This window comes from Streptomyces dangxiongensis, assembly GCF_003675325.1.
GTDB lineage: Bacteria > Actinomycetota > Actinomycetes > Streptomycetales > Streptomycetaceae > Streptomyces > Streptomyces dangxiongensis.
In genome coordinates this window covers 7,801,346-7,818,889 of sequence record NZ_CP033073.1, presented here as the reverse complement: position 1 = coordinate 7,818,889, position 17,544 = coordinate 7,801,346, and the positions used below count along the sequence as shown (strand labels likewise).

Annotated in this window: 2 protein-coding genes (1 of these 2 running past the window's edge); both read right to left on the bottom strand. The window is 74.1% G+C overall.

From position 1 onward, the window contains the following. Positions 1 to 182 precede the first annotated feature (182 nt). Positions 183 to 824: a type VII secretion system-associated protein gene (locus tag D9753_RS34915; RefSeq protein ID WP_121790647.1), complete on the bottom strand. Its 642-nt coding sequence runs from the start codon at positions 822 to 824 to the stop codon at positions 183 to 185. Positions 825 to 6,620: 5,796 nt separating this feature from the next. After that, positions 6,621 to 17,544 carry the 3' end of a glycosyltransferase gene (locus D9753_RS34910; RefSeq protein WP_163010877.1) on the bottom strand. 25,223 nt of this gene lie beyond the right edge of the window, so the window shows 10,924 of its 36,147 coding nt (coding positions 25,224-36,147); its start codon lies beyond the right edge, outside the window — the gene reads right to left on this strand; the stop codon is at positions 6,621 to 6,623.

Sequence of the window (17,544 nt, the reverse complement as noted above, 5' to 3'; positions counted from 1 at the left end):
CAGTCTGGGGGCGGACGGCCCCCGGCCGCCTCGTCCGGCACCGCGAGATGTCCGATGGGACAGCGGGCGTACCCGAAGGGGACGGATGGTTACCACGAGGTGTCGTGCTGTGATCCCGTCCGTCCGGAACGGTGCCGCCGGACGGGCGGACCGGCCGGGGTCGGCCGCCGGCCTGTGCGAGGTCAGGCCGGCGGCTGTTCCCCCGCCACCGCCCGTCTCAGCGCGTCCGTCTCCAGCAGCAGACTGGCCGCGCCGCCGGGGTTGACGAGCAGGCGCTGCTCCGGCTCCAGGAAGTCCAGCAGCAGGGTGACCGGCACGGCGTCGTACGCCAGCCGCCCCAGGGCGTGGAGTTGCGCGGCCGAGGTGTGGACGGGGACGACAGGGACGCCGTCCGGGGTGGCGGCCAGCAGCGGCCGTCCGTCGGGACCGACCGGCACGGCCACCTCGGCCTCCGCCAGGCGCCGTGTCACCTCCTCGGCCGGGCCGTATCCGGTGACCGCGAGCTGGACGGCCTCGTCCACCTCGTCGGTCGGCGGCGGCCAGCCGCGCGCCGACGGAGAGGGGCGGTAGCCCTCGTTCTCCCGCCACTGCACGATCTCGCCCGCCGCGTCCGAACGCCACTCCCCCCGCACCGCCCAGGACGGCGGAGGCCCGTCGCCGGTCCACTCGGGGTCCACCATGCCCAGCCAGTGGTCGGGCGCCCGCCTGGCAGCCGCCCGCAGCTCGGCCGGTATCTCGGGCGCGTCGCGCAGGTCACCGGCCTCCGGGACCACATCCCGTGCCGCCGTGCCGGACGTGGTCGGGGTGGCGTCAGCGTTCGTCATCGGTCTCCTCGGTGTCGGTGGCCCCGGTGACGGCTCCGGGACCGGTGCCCGGTTCCGGTGCGGGGCCGCTCGGACGGGAGCTGTTCCGGCCGCCGGGGAGGCACCGCGGCGGACGAGTCGGGCTCCGGCCGTCCGGGCTGGAAGGTCAGCCATTCGGCGTGGTCTTGGGGGCTCGGGGGCATCAACTGCAGTGCCGTTTCGACGGGGGCCGTGGGCGCGTGGACGACACGTCCGGTCTCGTCCGCCACCAGTTGTGCCACGTTCCGGCCCGGCTCCGCCGCTCCGGCACCGGTGAAACAGGCGGCCAGCACGATCGGGACGTGTGCGGGCAGCCGGTTCAGGCTGGGCCGGCGCTTCAGGAACCTGCCGAGGTTCGTCCCGTCCACCTGGATGTCCCCGGTCTCGGTGTGCAGCATCACGAAGTTCGCCCTGCCGTGGGACATGAAGAAGTACGGGGTCACCGTCTCCCGGTCGCTCGTCCACGGCAGCGGCCGGCGCGAGTCCGGCCGCGGTACGTGCTCGCCGTCGACCGTGTCCCATGCCCGGGACGTGCTTCTGGTGCCGAGCTTGCGGGCCCGTTCTCCGTAACCCGGCCGGGCCCACTGCGCAGGCGCCAGCGAGGCGCGGCCGAGCGGCCTGTGCTGGTCGTCCTGGATCGTCTGGTGGACGATGTCCGCACCGGCGATCGGCCGGCCGTCCAGTGAGGTCAGCCGTGCGGCCCGCGGCGGCACCACCCGCGCGCGCTCCTCGGCCGAGACGGCGCCGAGGTCGTCGGGCAGGCTGCGCAGCCACCGCCCGGACGACTCCCCCGCGTCCTCGCCCACCACGGTGATCCGCGTGGCGGTGCCGTCGGGCGAGGGCAGCAGTCGCAGCTCACCGGTGTGCGACCAGACGGTCCGGCCCGTGCGCGCCGCCACCAGACGCGGCAGGTCCAGACCGCCCGTGCCACCGTGCGGCATCACCAGCACGACCGGCGCGTCGGCGGGCAGCGCCCGCACCCGCGGGAGCGACGCCAGGTGGTCCGCGAACTCGGCCGGACGCATCGCGTCACCGCCCTCCGCCGTCCGCACCAGGACGGCTCCGTACGCGGTGTCGGCCACCACGAGGTACGGCACCGGAGCCGACGCCGCGAGCGAGAACCACGGGGGCCGTTCCGGCCGGTAGGTCCCGGCGCGTTCGGGGCCGGCCGGTCCCGGGACGTAGGTCCTCCAGACCTCGGGCGGCGCCGTCTCGCCCGGGCGGTGGACTGCGCCGGGCCGGAAGTCCAGGCCGAGGTCCCCGCGGGTGTGCCCGCGGGAGACGATCGGCGCCGCGTCCGGCACCGGGACGATCCGCTCGGACGCCGTCGGCTCCGGCCCGGCGGACCGCTCCTCGGGCACGCCCCGGCCGGTCCGCGCGTCGGGCAGGAGGAGGGCGGGTCCCTCCCCGAGCGGGGGACCGAGCGTGTCGGCCTGCGGCTCGGACCGCACCACCGTCACCACGGCCTGCCGACGCAGGTTCTCACGGCTCTCACCCGAGTTCTGCGGGGCGTCATGTCCCGCCGCACGCCCGAGAGGCACCACGGAGAACAAGGAGTCGTCCATGACCGCCGCGGCAGCGCTCCCGGGCTGAAGCTCCTTCAGCGCCTCCCGCACCGCCTGCCGCAGCTCGGCCACCACCGCCTCACCGCGCCGCAGGCTCGTCCGCATCGCCGCGTCGGCCCGTCCCGGCGACATCAGCACACCGCCGTTGCCACCGGCCTCGACCCGCAGCCGTGGCCAGGGCAGCCCGGCCCGGTGATCGTCCAGGGCCAGGCGCGCCACCTCCTCGGCGAACCGGCGCACCCCTTGCCGCTGCTCCGCCGACAGGGTCTCCGTGCGCTCGGCGAACCGCACCACGTGCCGTGTCACACCGGCCGGGGGACGCACCGGCGGCGGTGCCGTCCGGACGGGCGCAGTCCCGGGCCGCGCCGGCCGGGTTTCCGGGACGTCGGCCGCCGCCTGCGTCACCGGTGCCGTCGTGCCCGGCGCCTCCGGCCCCTCCGGTGCGGGCGCCGGGCCGTCCGTGTCCGGTCGCCCGGGCCGGAAGGTGAGCCACTGCGGGAGCTCATCGGGGCTCTCGGCCACCAGGTTCAGGCTGATGAGCGACCTGCTGGTGGGTGCGTACACCACGCGGCCGGTTTCGTCGGCCACCCGTTGCGCCACATTCCGGTCCGACCGGCCCGCTTCGCCGCCGGTGAGGCAGGAGACCAGCACGATGGGGACTTCCGACGGCAGCCGGCTGAAACTCGGCCGGCGCTTGAGGAACCTCCCGATGTTCGTCCCGTCCACCCTGGCGGTCCCGGCCGTGGTGGGCAGGGACACGTGATCGGTGGCGCCGTGGGCGAGCAGGAAAAAGGGGGTGACTTCCGGCAGGTCCCGTTTCCATGGAAGCGGCCGGGCCGAGCCGGGCCGGAGAACTCGATTGCCGTCGACGCGGTCCCGCACGCGGAAGGATTTCCTGAGCCCCAGCCTGACGCTCTGGGCCGCGTACTCATCGGCCCAGTCCTGCGGCGTCATCCACGCCCGCCCCAGCGGCCTGTGCTGTTCGTCCTGGACCGTGTGCTGGACGATGTCCGCGTAGGCGACCGGCCGGCCGTACACGGTCTTCAGCGGCACGGCCTCCGGCGGGACGACACTCGCGCGCTCCTCCCCGGTCAGGGTCCCGAGGTCGTCGGGCAGGCTCCGCAGCCACCGTGCGACGGGCCCGCCTTCGTCGCCGGCCACCACGGTCGGCCTGCCCGCGCTGTCCGTCGAGAGCCGGGGCCGCACCTTCCCGGTGTACGACCACACGGTGCGGCCTGTGCGGGCGGCGACGAGACGCGGCAGTTCCAGACCGCCCGCGCCGCTGTGGGACATGACCAGCACGACAGGCACGTCGGCGGGCAGCGCCCGGATCTCCGGCCGTGCCCCCAGATGGTCCGCGAACTCCACCGGGCGCATGGACTCGGGCTCCGTCGCGGTCCGCACCAGGACGGACCGGTGCGTACCGCCGGCGAGGACGAAGCAGGGCACCGGCGCGGAGGCCGAGTCCCACGGTGCCCGGCTCTCCGCGGAGGTCGTGGTTCCCGCGTCGCCGCTCGGCGCCGCCGTGTCAAGGGCGCGGGCGCCGGCGGGCCGGAAGTCCAGCCCAAGGGCGCCGTGGACGCTCGGGATGGCCAGCGGATCGGGCACCGGAATCCTCCGCTGCCACGGCACCTGAGCCGGTCGCCCGGCCATGGCCGGGCCGGCGGGTCGTGTCTCCGGCGGTTCCTGGCCGGCGCGCACATCGGAGGACAGGACGCCGGACTCGTCCCCGGGCGGGTCGAGCGGTCCGTGGGTCCGGCTGTCGCCGACGGGGTCACGGTCGTCGGGCCGGCCCGGGGAGTAGTCCACCGCCGGTGCCGCGTCCGCGTTCTGCTCGTCGCCCGCCGGACCGGCGTCGCGGTTCAGGTGAGGCGCCAGGGTCTCCGTGATCTGCCGCAGGTGTTCCTCCGTCAGTGCGTTCAGCCCGCTCGCGTCGTCGAACACCCCCAGACCACGCACGATCTCGGCCACGAACGCACGGATCGAGGGGTCGGCCTCGGGCCGCACCGTGAGGCGGCCATGCGCCGTCGCCGGGTCGTCGGTGAACTCGACTCGCACACGAAGTCGCGGTCCCGGCGTCACCGCCCCGGTCTCCGGGGCGTGCCGCACCTCGGGCAGCCGGTACCCCGGAGCGTTGATCAGCTCGTCCAGCTCTTCCAGGATCAGCGAGCGGATGGCGTCCAGGTACTCCGCCGACGTCCCGTTCGGCTCCAGATGCAGTCGGCGCGTCAACCGCAGCTCGTCCGCGCCCACGGGGCCCGTGCGGTACCAGACCCACTCGTACCCGACCTCGGCCTCGACCGGAGGCGCCCACCGGTTGGTGCGGACCTCGCCCGACCCGACGGGCGCCGCGAAGTTCTCCCCGGGCGCCCAGAGCACCTGCTGGGTCCGGCTGTCCCAGGACCCGGTCCGGCGTTCCTGACGGTCGTGGACCAGGACGATCGCCCCCGGGCTGATCCTCCCGGTGAACGCGACCTCCTGCTCCCTGGGGAAGTCATGGTGCCGCTGCATACTCGCGAGGGAGGGCGCGACGTCCACGCCGGTCCGGTCGGCGTTGAGCAGCGACACGATCTCGTAGCGGTAGCGGCGCCCCCGGTACATGAGTTCGCGGTCACGGGTCGTGGACACGTACTGGGCGTTCAGCGGGTTCCAGTTCGCATAGCGTTCCAGCCGCACCAGGCCGTTCGGGTCCTCCGCCCGGAAACCGGCGGTGAACACCTCCTCCGGCCGCGTGTCCGAGAAGCGCCACACGATCTCGTGGGGGCGGCTCTCCACGATGTACTCACGGTCGGCGGGATGGACCATGGAGTAGTCCACCTCGGGCGCCGTGTCCGTGTCCGGTTCCTCCGCCGGGCCGGCGGACGGGTCCGTGCGCACCGGCGGTTCCTCGACGTCGTCCACACGTCCGCCGGGGTTCCAGTCGACCGTCCGCCGCTCCTCGTCCCAGGCGCCGGTGCGGTCGAGCGTCCTGTCGTACACGCCCAGCACCGCCGGCGCCTGGATTCCTCCGGTGGAGGCGGACGTCTCGGCGGAGTCGCCCCGGGTGTCCTCGATCCGTGTCGCGTCGAGGCGGTAACGGTAGCGGCCGGCCCCCTCCCGCAGCGGGTCCCCGGTCGTGGCGTCGGACCGCAGACCGTCGCGGAACACCTGCTCCGGCGGGTGGTCCGAGAAGTGCCAGCGGATCTCGGGGGCGTGGGAGGGGCCGTTCCCGCGGTGCGCGTAGGGCGCGAAGACGTCGGCGATCTGGCGCAGATGGTCCTGCGTGAGGATCTGAGGGGGCGCGGAGACGCCTTCCCTGATGGTCCCCATCAGACTCGTCCGGCCGTCGGGCAGGCCCTGCGCCGCGCGCCCGCCCGGCGTGAGCAGCACCCGCGGATCGGCGGTGTCGTCGAGGACGCCGAGGCCATGGACGACCTCGTGCGCATAGGTCGCGGGATCCACCTCGGTGAACCACACTCCCTGCAGCATGGCCCGGTACCCCGGTACCCCGCGCCGGACGGTGACGACGGTGTGCGCGGCCCCGGGGGTGGCGGTGAACGCCACCTCGACCCGCAGCCGGGGCCCCGGGCGCACGGGTCCGGCCCCCTGGTCCGGCTGAAGGCCGGGCAAACGGTACGCGGGGGCGTTGACCAGCCGTTCCACGGTCCGTGTCACGGTCCGTCGCAGACCGGCCAGTTCCTGATCCGTCGTCCCGTCGGCCGGAACCAGGTGCAGTCGCCGCGTCAGCACCAGCAGATCGTCGGCGGCGGTGTCCCCGCCGTACCGGATCCAGTCGTACGCGACCTCCGTGCGCTCACCCGACCTGGCGGGCCTCGCCACCACGGGCCGCTCCCCCGGCCGGCCGGTCGTGAACCGGAACGCCCCCGCCGCTTCCTGCTCGCCCTGGTCCGGCCGGGACCGGAAGGGCAGCCACCTGTCGGTACGCACCTCACCCCGGCCCACGACCGGACCGGCCGTGGCGCCGGGCGGGGACGCGTTCGCCGGCAGCCCCGGGGCCACGTCGGCGGACCGCTGGGCATGGGTCGCGGAGTAGTCCACCGCCGGTGCGGCGTCCGTGCTCCCCTGCCCGGCCGGTGCGGCGTCGTCGTCCGAGGAGTCGTCCGCCTCGGCGTTGACGACCGTGAGCCTGGCGGGCCGCGCGGCCTCGCTCACCATGCCGGGGGTCCAGACGACCTGCTGTGTGCCGGGGTCCCATGTCCCGCTGCGGTCGAGATCACCGTCGTAGACGACCGTGATCGCCTCCGGGCTGATGCCACCGGTGAAGGCGATCTCCTGCTCCTGCGGGCGCGCCTCCCAGCCCTGCCTTTCCAGGGTGGCGTTGACATCGACTCCGACGGGGTCGTGGTTGGCCTCGGCGCGGATCTCGTACCGGTATCGCCTCTCCTCGAACCACAGGTCGGGGTTGCGCGTCGTCGAGACGTACGGGGAGGGCGTGTTGAGCTCGGCCCATTCGTCCAGCGCGACGGAGGATTCCGGGGCACCCGGCGCGAAGCCGTGGGTGAACACGTCCTCCGGCTCCATGTCGGAGAAGTGCCACAGGACCTCGTGGGGTCCGCTCTCCACGACGTGTCCGAGGTCGCCGGGATGGACGGCGGAGTAGTCCACCGCCGGAGCCACGTCCGGGTCCTGCGTCGCCGGCCGCACGGCGGCGGGCGGGGCCGGGTGTTGGGCGGGCCCCAGCAGCAGGCGGGTCAGGTCGGCGCCGAGGGCGGGCGAGTCGCGGGAAGTGGGCGGCCTGCGGGCCGAGGTCCAGCAGTTCCCGGGGCGGGTCGAGCAGGCGTCCCTCGGCGTCGAGGTCGATCGACGCGACCACGCCGGTCAGCCGTGGCGGCCGCGGGAGCGCGCGGCCGTCCACGCCGTGGTCGAACCAGGCCACCCGGCCGCCCTCGTTGACCGCGTACACCGGGCCGCCGGTGCCCTCGGCGGGGTGCTCCGGCACCACCAGGGACCGGGCGCCGGGTCCGGCGGTGCGCAGGAGGTCCTCCAGGGCCGCCACCGCCGTGTGGCCGGGCCGGAGCCGGAAGGCGAGGCCGATGCGTTCCCGGTCCTCTTCGGTCAGCGCCGGGGCGGGCGCGGTACGGCCTTCCGGGGGTGCCGGGGCGTCGGCGGCCAGGTGCGGTGCGAGGAGTGCTTCGGTGCGCGCGAGGATCCCGCTGAGCTGCCCGGCCGCGCCGTCCTCGACGCCGGCGGCCACGGCCCGCAGCGCTTGCAGGGCCCGCCGGGCGTCACGGACCGCGCCGGCCGTGTGCTCGGCCGCCGGCCGTTCCGACACCGCCCAGGCCCGGTACAGCAGGTCGGGCAGGTCGGGGTGGACGGGCCGCATACGGCGTTCGGTCTCGCTGCGGACCGCCCGGTCGAGGGTCAGGCCGGGCTGCCAGGACATGCGGTGGAGCGCGCCCAGTTCCGCCTCGTCGAGCCCTAGCTGGTCCACGGCCGTGCGGGACACCGCGGTGAGCAGTCCGGCGGCCTCCGCCTGCTCGGTGGTCAGCCCGGTCGTGCCGGGGGCCTGCGGGTCGAAGGGGTGGACCCGGCCGAAGGGTTCGGCCCAGCGGCTGGCGGTCCGGCCGTCCGGTCCGGTGACGTCGATGCGGACCGGCAGGTCCAGCTCGTGGGCGACGTCGCGGACCAGGTGGTCCACGGACAGGGCGGGGAACGTCAGCAGCAGCGGCAGTTGGGCCGGCCGCGGGAGGAATCCCTCGCGGGCGGTGAGCTCCGTGCGTACCCGGTTCACCTCCCTGATGACGGCGTCGACCGAGTCGTCGGCGCCGCCGGTGCGCCGCCGCCCCGCCTGGTCCTCGTCCAGCAGGCGGGCGTACCGCGTCAGGCTCTCGGGCTCCTCGATGCCGGGATCCAGCGACCGGGCGGCGGCCAGGTCGGCACGGAGGGTGTGCACCGCCCAGCGCAGGGCGGTGCGGTGGGCGCGGGTGTGCAGCTCCGTACGGTCCAGGCGGAGCACCACCGCGTCGAGCGGGTCGGCGGACGCGGCCCGGACCCGGCGGGCCACCGTCTGGTGCAGCCGGGCCGCGGCCATGCCCGGCTCGTCCGCGGCCTCCTCCATGAGCGCACCGAGGTCGAAGGCGGGGGCGTCGTCCAGGTCCGCCCAGCGCGCGGTGTCGAAGGCCGACGGGACAGGGGTCTGCCTCAGGCGGGCCAGCAGTTCCTCGGCCTCGGACCGGAAGAGCTGCACGTACACGTCGCCGCTGAACGGGTCGCTGTGCACGGTGCCGTGCTCGGAGGGCGACGGCCGGCGCAGGTGCCGGGTGTACTGCTCGGCCACCAGCCGGTAGCGGCCTCGCACCCGCACCAGGTAGAGCGGGCCCTGCTGCTTGATGTGCTGTTCGCGCCGGTAGTTCTCGGTGCCGGCGCCGGCCAGGCCGCTGCCGGTGTTCCAGGACGCGGACGCACCGCCCGACCCGGTGTACGGCGGGTAGGCGTGGCCGTCCGGGGTCTGTGCCGGGTCGTGCGGTTGCAGGACGCCCGACGCGGAGGTGCCCACGCCGGCGGAGGGGCGCCAGCGGTCGTTGCTCGCGCTGACCGTCGTACCGCTCTGGTGCTTGGTGTAGTGGCCGGTACCGGTGCCGTGGACCGGGCCGAGGATCTCCAGGTCGAACAGGTCGCCCTGGAGGTACAGCCTGGCCCGCCGCGAGGAGTGGCCCGGCACGAACAGCGTGTCGGTGAGCAGGTGGCGCCCGCCGGCCGACGCCTGGAGGAGGTGGTTGGTCAGGTGGCCGCGGCTCATGAGCTGCCGGACGGTGAGGCTGGTGCGCACCCGCGCGCCGTCCGCGCCGGGGCCGAAGAGCCTGGTCATCAGCTTGAGGGCGGCCGGGAGCGCGTCGTCCAGCAGGACGCCGGTGACGTACGCGTCGCCGGGCAGCGCGGGCAACGGCCGCAGGTCGCGGTCGGCCCGCGGTCCGTACGACGGGTGGAACTCGGCCAGGCCGCGCGGGACCTGCAGGTCGAGCACGCCGGAGACGCTGGTGGTGCTGGTGGCGGAGCGGGCGGTGGACAGGCCGCGGTACAGCCCGGCCAGCCAGTTGTTCAGCGGCCGGCCGGCCATGTCGAGGCGGCGGACCCTGACGGTGAGGGTGTGGTCGAAGCGGGCCACGTAGATGTCTTTCCACCCGTACACGGTGTTCTCCAGGGTCCCCGTCTCGGCCCACGTGACGCCCCGGTGGGCTCCCTGGCCGACACCGATCCCGCCACTGTGGGACGTGTGCGCCTCACCGGCGCCGAGCCGGCCGGCGGTGAAGCTCTGGGAGTCGTCCCGGGAGGTGGTGGCCGCACTGCTCACGTAGCCGTGCTGGTAGTTCTCCAGGCCGGTCCCGGGCCGGAAGTCGCGCACCTGCGGGTCGGAGTCCAAGGTGGCGGTCAGGTTGATCTCGACGATGTCGGACAGCAGCCAGCCGATGGGGTTGACCAGGTAGAACGTGTGGCCGTGGGGGGAGAGCAGGTCTTCCAGCATCGCGGAGTCGCGGCCTTCGGCCAGCAGGGACTGGAGGATGTTCACCGCGCCCTGGAGCCGGCCGACCCTGCGCCCGTCGCCGGTCCACAGCGCGGGCCGCGAGGCCAGCAGTCCGGGCGCGACCTGGTCCACCTGCCGGCGCACGATGTCGTAGGTCGACCGGCCGTCCCGGTAGCCGAACGCGTGCACCCCGCTGTGGCCCAGGATCCGGCCGCCGCGGTCCTGCCGGGTGAGGTACTCCGGGAACCCGACCTGGGTGAAGGGGTTCGCCGGCTCCTTCAGGGCCCGCCCGAAACGGATGGTGAACACGGTCCTGGCCGTCCGGTCCAGCACCGGCAGGACGTCGTCCTCGTGGAGCCGGGCCAGCAGGTCCGCGAGGTCGGTGCGGCTCGCGGCGGGTTCGAGGGCCGGATCCAGCTCGGGGGTGTCCAGCACCCAGCGTGACAGCAGGCCCGCCACCGTGTTGCCGCTGAGCCTGACCTCGCCGCGGTACCAGCGGTTCATGACGTCGACGAGCTGCTCGTCGGAGACCGGGAGGACGTCGCCGGCGTACTGCTCCAGCGCCTCCGGCTCCGACAGCACGTACAGAGCGGTACGGCCGGTGACCTGCTGCCGGTCCGACCGGTAGGTGCCCGGCAGCAGTTTCGCGGTCTTCTCCAGGCGGCTGGAGACCTCGAAGGTCACTTCGGTGCGGTACGCGTACGCGCGGTTGAAGTCGAGCTGGATCAGCTCCTTGGCACCGGTGCGCCCCTGGCTGGACGAGGTGTTCCACTGCCGGCTCCGGGAGGCTCCCGCCTCACCCTGGACGGACGCGTCACCCACCGCCCCGCCGACGGTGACGCCGGCCTGCGTCCACGCCACGCCGGCGGACGACGAGTCGGTGCCGTTGGTCTGGCTCATCCAGAGCCTGATCACGCCCAGGACGAACTTGTCCTTGGTGGCCCCGGCGAACGCGGAGGGTCCCATGCGGCCCCGGACGTCGACCGCGCCGAAGGTGTTGCGGAAGCCGGTGTCGAAGAACTGGTCGCTGGTGTAGTGCCCGTTGAGGATCTCCTTCAGGTGCGCCCGCACCTGGATGGTGCTGGTGAAGGAGTGCAGTTCCTGGTCGGCCGGGCCCTGCGGGCCGGTCAGCTCGCCCAGCACCGTCGTGGCCGCGTCGCGCAGGCCGGTGGCGTCGACGTGGTAGATCACCGCCCGGTCGAGCACCGAGGCCGGCGTGCGGCGCTGCGACGTCTTGCCGGGGTGTTTCAGGTCGCCGAGCGGCGGCAGGTAGGCCACGGCCCGCTTCTGGTACAGCGTGATCGGCCACGGGTCGCGTGCCTCGGGCCGGATCCGGCCCTGCAGGCCGCTGTGCTGGAGTTCCAGGGTGGCCGTGAGGTCGATGTACAGGGCGTGCTTGTGGACGGTGCCGGGGTACTCCAGCAGTTCGGGGCGGTTGTTGAGGAAGGAGACGCTGTCGGTGGCGCCCACCGCGCGCCGTACGTCGAAGCCGGTGACCGCGCCCCGGAGCTGGTCGGTCAGGGCCTTGAGCCGGAAGCTGAGCGCGATGGACCTGCCGCCGCCGCTGGTCTGGCCGGCGGTGTCCATGCCCATCGCGAGGTTGACCACGGCCATCTCGTCGGTGGAGCCGAGGTATTCCGGTTCCCTGCCCTCAGAGGGGGTCGCCCTGATGGTGATCTTCACGGCGTCCAGGTCGAGGTCGACACCGAGGGCGCCGCGGCGCCGGTACAGGGTGAAGACGAGGCCGGACTGGTGCAACTGGTCGTAGTGCGACTCCAGTCCGCGCCGGGACGCCCACTTGTCCAGCTTCTCGACGTTCTCCTGCAGGCTGTCCAGCTCGTTGCCGTGCGTCCACCAGCGGTCGGCGGCCAGCGGCGACGCCTCGTCCGTGGGCAGGAAGCCGAGCTCGACGAGCTTCTTGGTCAGCCGGTTCCTCAGCACACGGACCGTGTCGTCGTCGAACTCGACGATGCCCATGCCGATGCCGGTCCCCTCGGCGACATGCGGCGGCACCTCGACGTGCTCGTCCGGGCGGTGGACGGTGCCGCGGATCCGCTCGGGGTCGTACGGCACGGTCCGCGACGGCGCGGGAGTGACCGCCGTCGCCTCACCGGGCTCCGCGACCGGGCCGGCCGGGACGGCCGCGTCGTCCGTCGACAGCGTCTCCTCGTCCACCGGGAAGCCGTACCGGAACGCCTCGGGTTCCGGCATCCGCACCAGGCCCTGGCCGGACACCGCCGGCGTCCTGACGGGCCCTGCCCCGCGCACCGACACCACGGCGCTGTGCGTGAACTCCAGCCGGTAGGCGGCCGTGTGTCCGGTGAAGCGCGGCACCACGACCCACAGACCGGTACGGCCGGCACTGATCCCGTCGGAGTTGGACCACGTCATCGCCAGTGACGCACTGACACCTGCGCCCAGGTCGGGGTCCTGGAACGGCACCGGTGCCAGGTTCAGTTCTGCCGACGGCAGGCTGACCGTGGTGGAGTTGCCGACCGTGTGACCGCCGCTGGTGCCGTCGATCGCCGTTCTGACGTTCTCGATCGGGGCCTTGTCGCTGGTGGCGCCGACCCGGGTGACACGCGAGGACCGCACCGTGTGCACCCGGATCGTCGCGACCGGCCTGCCGTACCGGTCGTGCAGGGCGAAGGCGTAGCCGCCCGCGTCACCGACGGCAGCGTCCAGGTGGGAGTCCAGGTTCCACAGCTTCTGGAGCAGCTCGTTGCGGGGCACGCTGCCGACCGGAAGCTCCAGCCCCTGTCCGCGAGCGGCGGTGACGATCCGGTCGAACAGGGCGGGCAGGCCGGTCAGGCCGGACGCGTGGTACACGGCCGGCAGCCGGTGCTCCAGCCCTCCGGTTCCGGACGCGACGACCTGCTCCGGCGCCTGCTGGAGGTAGTGCTCCGGCACGTAGAGCAGCAGCCGGCGGTCGCCCTCGGTCGTGACCTCCACCGGGGGGACGTCCTCCCAGTGGCGCTTCGCGTCCGTGCGCACGCGCACCGACCAGTGGGGCCGGTAGGCGACCATCGTGGAGTCGGCGTCGGCGATCTCCACATGGCCGCCCTCCGCGTCACCGACCCGACTCGTTGACCGGCTGGAGGCGTTGGCCGTACCGGAGACGCCCGCGCCGACCCTCGCGACCTCCAGCACGCCGGGGCCGAGACCGATGCCGTACGACATCGAGATCCCGCCGCGCGTGGCGCTGGTCGGGCCCGAGCGGGTCTCCACGTGGGCGCCGGTCAGGAACGAGGCGTTGATCGCCTGGTTGGCGTGGAACCGCTCGGGAGCGGTATCGCGTCCGGGTATCAGAGCCAGGGGCCCGGGCGCCGGACCGGACGCGGATTCGGCCGTGGGCTCGCCGGACGCGGCGGGCTCCGGCTCCTCGGGAATGGTCTCCAGCGCCGAGGGGCCGTCGTACGACGCGGCCGGGTGGCGCACCGTCCTCGGGTCCCGCGGGTCGAGCGTGATCAGCGCCTCGGCACCGCCCAGCGGCACGAGCAGGCCCGCGTTCGCGAACTCGCCCTCGCCCGGCACCAGGTAGCGGTAGTTGCTGAGCAGACGTTGCGGCAACTGGTCCCAGACGTCCCCGGACACGCGCTGTCCCGTCTGCTCGACCATGGTCCGCAGGGTCCGGACGACCTCGGGCAGGTACGGCAGTCCGGCACGCGGGATGCCGATCGTCCGGGCCGCGGGGTGCACCTCGATCGGCTCGCCGAGCGGCGCGCCCTGGAGCACGCCGGTGGGCCGGGGCGGCGGGAAGAGGTGGGGCAGGGCCTGCTCCAGCCCGCCGGCCAGGTGGCCGTCGCGGTCCAGCGGGAGCATCGCGAACAGACCGCCGGGCACCTTGATGTTCAGCGCCCGGCGGGCACCGTTCTCCCGCTGGGCGACCACCGTCACGTCGAACCGGTAGTGGCGGTACCTGCGGGTGGCCTCCCGGTTCGACTCCCGGGTCTCCCCCGCCTCGAAGCCTTCCCTGTGGCCCGTGCGCACGCCGTACACGTCGAAGGTCAGCCGGTCGAAGACGCGGTGCCCGTCCGCGGTGCCTCCCGCCTCGGGGCCCAGGGAGAGCACACCTCCGCGGGAGCTGCTCCGCTCGCTCTTGGGGCTGGTGTGGTCCTGCTGGTACCGGCGGGCCTTGAACTCGACGCCCTCGACCGGGCCGACGACCTCGGCCCTGGTCAGTTCCATACCGACCGTGAGGGTGCGCCCGCCGACCGGCACCTGGTAGCGGTGTTGCAGCAGCCGGGCGATGTTGGCCCGCCACATCGTGGTCGAGGTGTGGTGGTCGTAGCTCATGCCGGCCGCGGTGAGGGGGTCGAGCCCGGGCACCTGCCACGCGCCCTCGCGGGTCAGGTCGGGGGCGTGCACCGACATGTGCGCCGCGGCCTTGACCCACCGCTGCGCGGCGTACGCGGCCGGCACGCCCCAGGGGTGGATGTAGTCGGTCAGGCCCTCGGGCGGCGCCGTGGGCCGGTCCGCGACCGGGGGCGTCCACATCGGCGTCCCCTGCGGCCGTTCCCGTGCCTCGACCGGCGCCACCGGCTGTTCGACGGGGACCGTCAGGTGGGTCGGGACGAGCAGCCGTACGTCCCCGGTGACCGTCGCGCCGTCGCCGTGGCCGTCGTCCTGCCAGGTCCACATCCGCACCGGATCGACCCGGCGGGCCGCGTCCCGCCGGCGCACCAGCGCCGCCACGCGCAGGGCCGCGTCCCGCACGGCCTGCGCCGGCACGGACAGCGCGGCGGGCGGTTCGGTCGTCGCGCCCATCCGGATCCGGAAGGTCAGCTCGTGTTCGAACTCCTCCGATCCCTCGCGGGTGTTGGCCCGCGCGATGTCGACGATCTGACGGGCTTCCTGGTGCGACCGTTTCCGGCTCATCCCGTAGGAGGCCTCGATCTCGGTGCCGCCGTGGCCGTCGTGGTCACCGATACGGGTGCGGGCGCTGAGGCCGGCGCCGGCGTGGAAGGAGCGCTCACCGCCGCTCTTCTCCTCGGTGACCCCTTCGGAGCGCAGGGTGAGCTTGACCTTCGGGCGCGACTGGTGAGCGTGTGCCGGTTCCAGGTCGGCGGTCACCATGACCCACACGTACCGGGTGCTGCCGAAGGGGCCGCTGAGCGGGAACCAGCGTGCGACGCCGGTGCCGGTCAGGGCCGTGTACTGGGTCTGGAGGGCGTCGGAGGAGAAGGTGGCGCGCAGTGCCCGCAGCAGGTGGTCGCGCGCCGACCCGCTCCTGCTCAGCGCGCCGCGTCCCTCCAGCCGTCGCACGATCGTCTCCAGCACGGCGTCGGCACGCAGCCGCTCCACGTGCACGGCGCCGGGCAGGGGAAGGCCGAGCAGGTGGCTGCGGGCCAGCGCGGCGGCCCTGGGCGGGACGGAGGTGGACGGGCCGACGACCTGCGCAAGGCCGGCCTCCGACGGACCGGCTTCTGACGGGCCGGACGTCGACGGGCCGGGCCGGGCGGGGGCGGAGTCCCTCTGTCCGGAGTGCGAAGGCCCGGCCTGGGCCACGCCGCTCGGCGGGGTCTGCGCGCCGTCCTCGGCTGTTCCGGCGGGGGCGGAGACGGGGGCGGGGGCCGGCGTGGTGCGGGGCGGCAGCAGGTCCGGCACGCGGCGGGCGGGCACCAGCATCTCCAGCCCGTGCTCGACGCGCAGGTAGCGGACGGATTCCTCGCGTCTACCGCCCTTGGAGCGCACCACCGTCACCTCGAAGACCGGGGAGGCCTCGATGACGTGCGTCTTCTCCCGGTAGGTGGCGCGGCTGATCTCCACCATGCCCCGCAGCCGTTCCCGGCCGCGTCCCCACGCCCACTGGACCCCGGTCTGGGCCAGCGCGACGGCCCGCAGGCCCGCTCCGCCCTGCCGGTGGTGTTCCTGGGCGGGGCCCTCCTCCTCTTCCTGCCGGGCCAGGACCGACGCGTCCCCGTGGTGCGAGCCGCCGCCCGCCAGGGCGCCGACGCCGATCTGCGGTCCGGCGTTCGCGTTCAGGCCCGCGTGCCACCCGGTCTTCTCCGCGCGGGCGTACCGGTCGGTCGCCTGCGAGTACTGCTCGATCTCCGTGTCACCGGCGGTCTCGCCCAGGTCCTGCGCCGCGACGGCACGCATCCTCAACCGGGCCTCGTACCGCCAGCCGTCCCGCTTGGGCAGCGCGGTGACGAGCCCGTCCGGTCCGGTCAGGGCACCGAGGCGCGCGGCGAGCGCGGCGGCATCGGTCAGTTCCGCCAGTTGCTGCGGCCAGCGTGCGGGGTCGGCCAGCCAGCGCTCGGGCAGTCCGGTTAGCTGCCGGTAGCCCGTTGCCGCCAGGAGCGTCAGTTGCGGCATGACGAGGAAGGCGGGGTACACGCCGCCGGTACCGCCCTGCGTGAAGTCGACCTCGCTGTGGGCAGGATGGGGCCAGGCGCGCAGGTACGTGGTCCGGCCCACCTCGGCGAGCGGGACGGGCTCGCGCGGCTGGGCGGGCACGTTCTGCCGGGGCACCACGATCGTGGTCGTGAGGTACGGCCGCTCGATCCACCACCGCTCGGCGCGCCGGCGCCGGTCCGGGCGCTCCGGGCTCAACGACAGTTCGTAGACCGTGTCGTAGACGTGCTCGTCGACCTCGCCCTCGGTCTCGGTACGGCGGTAGACGGTGTTGGCCGCGGTGAACTGCTCCTCCCGGGACCGTTCGACACCGCCGCGGACCGTCAGGCCGCCGATCCGCAGCCGGGTGGAGCCGCCGAGCGGCACCAGTACGCCACCGCCCGCGCCGGCCACGGCGCTCCACTCGGCGCCCCGCTGACCGGTCACCGTCTCGGTCCGGGCGGCCCGCGCGTTGACCGTCATCGCGTAGCTGTCACCGGGCTTCCGGTCCCGCAGGATGGCCTTGACCGACGCCCGGTAGCGCTCCCCGCCCACGGTCACCATGTGCACGGTCTCTTCGAGCGGCAGCCTGCCCTCCAGCGCGGGCCGGCCGAAGTGCAGGCCGAGTTGGGCCTCCACCGCCGTCCAGTCGGCGAAGCGCCGGACCGCGGGCGGGACCATCTGCTTCAGCGCCCAGCTCAACTGGTCCTGTACGACCTCCGCGCCCGCCATGTCCATGGCCATGGCGAAGCCGAGGCCGCGCCGCGCGGCCAGCGCCAACGGCTCGACGGCGTCCGATTCGTCCGCCGCTTTCCCGTCCGGCGCTTCCTCGTCCGCCGCTTCCTGACCCTGCCGGACGACCGGGTCCAGTCCCCGCGGGGGTTCCATGGACCGTACCGGCGCGGTGCCGGACAGCCGCAGCAGCTCCCGCACGGGGGCGGAGGTCTCCACCGGGTCGGACCGGTCCGTGGACGCCTCGGGTGCGACCGTGGAGGGGAGGACGGCGCCGAGCACGCTCCGCTCCAGGTCGGCCACGCCCTGACCGTCGCGCCACGGCACCCCGATCTCCGCCTCGGTCACCTCGGACACCGCACCGATGCGCGGGTGGGTCGGGGATTCGACGGAGACCGTGATCCGCAGCTTGGCCCGGTACCGGGCCTGGGTCTCGCGGACGTTGAGGACGGTGTGGCCCAGGGTCTGCGAGGTGACCGACAGACCGCTGCTCGTGCCGCGGTCGAACCCGACGCCGAACATCGGCAGCAGGCCCTTGGCCGCCGGGTCGGCGTTGCCGTCGGTGACCGGCATCGAGAAGCCGTACGCGTTGTAGCCGAAGGAGATG